Here is a 4619-nt window from a genome sequence, read left to right as displayed (position 1 = left end):
GTCCATCAGCGCCGCCACCTCCGCGCCATAGCCCCCCGGTCCCGACCCGTGGACGATGAGCGGCGGCCGCACCGACAGCCCCCGGTCCTGGTCCCGCAGCGCCTGCACCAGGAAGCGCGTCGCCGGGGCCTCCACGCGCGCATGCACGCACCGCAGCACCCGGGGGAACAGCCGCGCCCGCTCGAGCACCCCCAGCACCTCCGCGAGCCGCGCCGCCGGATACACCAGGCTCACCGCCCCGCCCGGCCGCAGCGCATGCCGCGCCGCCGCGACCACCGCGTCCGCGTCACACGCCACCTCCGACTTGGACACGGCCCGCTCCTCGTCCGGACTCACCACCCCCGCCTGGGCCCGGCGGAACGGCGGGTTCGACACCACCTGTGCGTAGGCCCCGGACTGAAGCAGCGTCCGCGCCGCCCGCAGGTCCCCGAGCACCGGCCGCACCCGCCCTTCGCACCCGTTGAGCGCCACCGCGCGCACCAGCCTCGCGTGCACCGCGGGCTGCAGCTCCAGCGCGTCCACCGGGCCCGCGACACCGAACTGCTTCACCAGCAGCAGCGACACCACGCCACTGCCCGCGCCCAGCTCCAGCACCGGCCCGGCCAGCCCCTGCGCTTCCGTGGCCGCGAAGTGCGCGAGCAGCACCGCGTCCAACGTGAAGCGGTAGCCCGAGCGGCGCTGGAACACCCGCACGTCCGCGGTGCCAATGGAGTCCAGCGTCTCGTCGGCTTCGAGGGAAGCCGTCACGTCAGCGCGCGCCGTGCATCCGCTCGGCCACGTCCAGCACCTTCGCCTCGCACGAGACGTGGTCCAGGTGGCTGGCCTCCACGAGCCCCGTGGGGCTGGTGACGTTCACCTCGGTGAGGTAGTCGCCCAGCACGTCGATGCCCACCAGGATGAGCCCCTTCTCCTGGAGCGCGGGCTTGAGGCGCTGGCAGATGTGCAGGTCTCTCGCGGTGATCTCCGCCTTCATCGGCGTGCCACCCGCGGCCATGTTGCCCCGGTGGTCCGCGTCCGACGGCACGCGCAGCACCGCGCCCACCGGGTCGCCGTCCACCAGGATGATGCGCTTGTCGCCCAGGCGGCTCTCCGGCACGTACGCCTGCGCGAGGATGGGCTCCTTGCCGCCCTGCGTGAGCAGCTCCACCATCGAGCGCGCGTTGCGGTCCCCCGGCGCGAGGAAGAGGATGCCCTTGCCGCCGAACCCGTCGATGGGCTTGAGGATGGTGCCCTTCGCGTTCTGGGCCGCGAACTCCATCACCACCGACAGCTCACTCGTCACGCGCGTCTCCGGCATCAGGTCCGGGAAGTTCAGCGTGAAGAGCTTCTCGTTCGCGTCGCGGATGCCGGACGGGTTGTTGATGAACACCGGCATCCGGTCCGGACACAGCTCCACCAGCTGCGTCGCGTGCAGATAGTTCGCGTCCACCGGCGGGTCCTTGCGCAGGAACAGCACGTCCAGCTTCGACAGGGGACGCACCTCCTCGCGCACCACGTCGAAGTGCCGGCCCGGCTCGCGCCGCACCCGCACCTGGCGCATGCGCGCCTCCGCGCACCGGCCGTTGAAGCGCAGCCACCCCTGCTCGAAATAGTAGACGTCGTGCCCGCGCCGCTGGGCCTCCAGCATCAGCGAGAACGTCGTGTCGTGGTCCACCCGCACGCTCTCGAGCGGGTCCATCAGGAAGCCAAGGGAGAACGCCATGAGGACTCCGAGGATAGCGGAGCCCTTCCGCCCGTGCCGCTGATTCCCACGCGCATCCGTCCGCGCCGGAACGGAGGGGCAGGGGAGCGGTGCTTCAGCGGCCGGGCAGGTCGCTCAGCTTGAGGTTGAGGCGCACGGGCTTGCCCGCCTCCACCGGCACGGCGAGCACGCGGCGCTTCTTGTCCGCGCCCACGAGGATCAACTCCGTGGGCCCCACCGGCAGCGCGCGCTTCACCAGCGGCGTGCGCCCCAGGGACTTGTTGTTGAGGAACACCTCCGCGGACTCGTCCAGGAAGAGCGTCACCTCGCCCTTGCCGCGCTTGCCTCGTCCCGTCCGGGGCTCCTCCCCCGCGGCGTCCCGGTCCCGGGGGACCTTGACCCTGTCCTTCTCCTTCACCGCCACCACCTGCGCCACGCCCGCGTCCGGAACGGCGGTGGGCGGAGGGCGGATGGGGATGGCGACCATGGGCCCGGGGCCCTCCGGGACGGTGGGCTCCTGCGCTTCCAGCAGCCGGGTGAGCTGGAAGGCGCCGTAGGCCCCGCCCAGCATCAACAGCAGCACCAGCAGGGCCCACACGGCGCCCAGCTTCGCGCGCTTCACCGGGGGCGCGGTGTCCGCGCTGGAGGCCTCGTCCGCCCGCGCCCTGGCGATCTCCGCCTTCTTGCGCGCCTCCACGACGCTCAGGGCATCCGCCTTGCGCTCCGGCAGGTAGGGCCCGTCGTCCTTCTGGAGCGCCCGCTTCGCGGACGCCAGCACCTGGCTGCTCGTCGTCACGTCCGCGCTCTCCAGCAGCGAGCGTGTGGCGGCCATGCGCTCCGCGAAGAGGCCCTTCATCAGGGCCGCGCGCTGCTCGGCGTCCATCAGCTTGCCGCCGGAGGCCTTCTCGATGGCGCGCGCCATGTCCCGGCCGGACGCGTACCGGCGGTCCACGTTGCGCTCCAGCGAGCGCATCACCACGCGCGAGATGTCCTCGGAGATGTGCGGCAGCAGCACCGAGGGCCACGGGATGGCGTCCTCGAGGATCTTCACCATCTCGTCGCGCTCGGTCTTCCCGGCGAACAGCCGCTCGCCGGTGATGAGCTCGTGCATCACCACGCCCACGGAGAACAGGTCGCTCCGGCCATCCAGCGGATCGCCCCGCACCTGCTCCGGGGACATGTAGCCGGTGGTGCCCTTCACCGTGCCCACGTGCGTGCGCTCCAGGCTGTTCTTCGCCTTGGCGATGCCGAAGTCGAGCAGCTTCACGGTGCCGTCGTACGTCACCATGATGTTCTTCTGCGCCACGTCGCGGTGGATGACGGGGCTGGCCTCTCCGCCGGGCGACGTGAAGGTGTGCGCGTAGTGCAGCGCGAGGCACACGTCGCGCGCCACCGACAGCGTGAAGGCCAGCGGCACCGGCTGGCGCTTCTTCAGGCACGCGCTCGTCACCTGGTTGAGGTTCTGCCCGCCGATGAACTCCATGGCCAGGTAGAGCCCGTCGTCCTCCTCCCCCAGGTCGAACACCTGCGCGATGTTGGGGTGGTTGAAGGCCGCGGTGATGCGCGCCTCGTCCAGGAACATGCGGACGAACTGATCATTGGAGCGGGCATCCGGGAGGATGCGCTTGATGACCACGTACTTGCGGAAGCCGCCCGGGCCCGACGTGTAGCCCAGGAACAGCTCCGCCATGCCGCCCACGGTCAGCTGCGTGAGCACCTCGTACTTCCCGATGCGCTCGCCCCGGTGCAAGTCGATGAGGTCATCCTCCAGCGCCCTGAAAAGGCCGCGCCCGCATCATGAGAGAAGAGACGGCAAAACCGCCTGCGGACCATAACAGGGCTGTTGCGCCAGGGGACGTTCCGTCCGGGTGGAGCCCCACGGAGGGTGGGCCCGCATGCCCCCCAGGTCCCTGTGGAGCACCTGTGGATGGCGGGGGATGGGCTGTGGGAAACCGGCGGGCGGAGCTCCCGGCTGTGGATGCCTGGGGGAAACCGTCAACTTGCCCACATGTAGCAGATCGCCAATTCCTTCATGAATCCGAGCGGTTGCTGACTTGTCCCCAACTCCGCGCCACCTACTGCTTCCACCAGTTGATCAACACTACAAATAGACTGGTTGAAGAAGAGGGTACCTGGGCCTTCGCGTGCGAAGACGGCACCCGCTACAGGACCGTCGCGCGCAGTCGCTCCAGCAGGCCGGGCAGGTCGCCGAGCAGCTGCCGGTCCAGGTCCTCCAGCGCGGCGCGGAACATGGCCAGGTCCTCCGGCTCCCGTTCCGCGGACACCATGCGGTGCAGGCCCCGGAGGCGCTGGTTGCGGAAGACCAGGCGGACCAGGGTGGACTCCAGGTCCTCGGCCAGGGCGTCGTCCAGGCGCAGCTCCTGCCCCACCAGCTCCCGGAGTTGTTCGACGCGGTAGGTGAGCTCCCAGCTCTCCTCGTAGCCCGCACGTCGGGGCACCGCCTGTCCGCTGCTCGACCTCTCGTTCACATGCCCTCTAGTGCGGCCGGGGCCGGGTGAGTCCTGTCAGCGACAGCCGGGTGCGGGTCGGGTCCAGCTCCACGTGCATCCGGCAGTCCGCCACGTCCAGGCGCAGGGTGTAGGGAAGACAGGCTGCGCGGTTCGCATGTTCCCGACACGCATCCGCGCCCATGCGGAACAGCTCGGCCAGCACCGCCTGCCGGACCTCCGCCGACAGCCCGTCCACGGTGGACTGGACACCCCGGGCGATGAGCACCGTGAAGGCCTGCGATCCGGGAGCAACGCTGGAGGGGCTGGCCAGGGTCATTCCCGGGGGCAGTTGCTAGAAGCATACCGTGCGACATGCCTGTCGTTCCGGGGGTTTGCAATGACTCCCAACCCTTTGGGCTGAAAAATACTCCGGCTCTCCAGAGGACGATCCTGAAGCCCTGGGGGGTGGGGTGTCGTCGGACATGGGG

Annotated in this window: 5 protein-coding genes; all 5 read right to left on the bottom strand. The window is 70.2% G+C overall.

Features of this window, described 5'->3' with window-relative positions:
* A partial coding sequence (locus tag D7V93_RS38520; protein ID WP_120648059.1) for a tRNA1(Val) (adenine(37)-N6)-methyltransferase occupies positions 1-747 on the bottom strand: 747 nt, incomplete at its 3' end.
* A 1-nt stretch (position 748) separates the two neighbouring features.
* Positions 749-1702, bottom strand: coding sequence for a glutathione synthase (gene gshB, locus D7V93_RS38515; protein WP_120648058.1), 954 nt, complete (start codon positions 1700-1702; stop codon positions 749-751).
* Positions 1703-1796: 94 nt separating this feature from the next.
* Positions 1797-3371 carry a serine/threonine protein kinase gene (locus D7V93_RS38510; RefSeq protein WP_244237760.1) on the bottom strand — a complete coding sequence of 525 codons (1575 nt, stop codon included), beginning with the start codon at positions 3369-3371 and terminating at the stop codon, positions 1797-1799.
* Between the two features lie 472 nt (positions 3372-3843).
* The gene (locus D7V93_RS38505; protein WP_244237759.1) at positions 3844-4170 is read right to left on the bottom strand and encodes a hypothetical protein; all 327 of its coding nucleotides are present in this window, start codon (positions 4168-4170) and stop codon (positions 3844-3846) included.
* Positions 4171-4177: 7 nt separating this feature from the next.
* Complete coding sequence (locus D7V93_RS38500) at positions 4178-4468, bottom strand: hypothetical protein (RefSeq protein WP_120648057.1); 291 nt, start codon at positions 4466-4468, stop codon at positions 4178-4180.
* Positions 4469-4619: the final 151 nt, after the last annotated feature.

The sequence above is a fragment of the Corallococcus llansteffanensis genome (genome assembly GCF_003612055.1).
GTDB lineage: Bacteria > Myxococcota > Myxococcia > Myxococcales > Myxococcaceae > Corallococcus > Corallococcus llansteffanensis.
Note: the sequence above shows the minus strand (reverse complement) of the source record. Positions and strands in the feature narration are given on the sequence as shown.

Bases quoted from the DNA above. Each gene is read 5' to 3' on its own strand.
- gshB (WP_120648058.1), bottom strand. From the start codon at position 1,702: ATGGCGTTCTCCCTTGGCTTCCTGATGGACCCGCTCGAGAGCGTGCGG.
- D7V93_RS38510 (WP_244237760.1), bottom strand. From the start codon at position 3,371: ATGGCGGAGCTGTTCCTGGGCTACACGTCGGGCCCGGGCGGCTTCCGC.
- D7V93_RS38500 (WP_120648057.1), bottom strand. From the start codon at position 4,468: ATGACCCTGGCCAGCCCCTCCAGCGTTGCTCCCGGATCGCAGGCCTTC.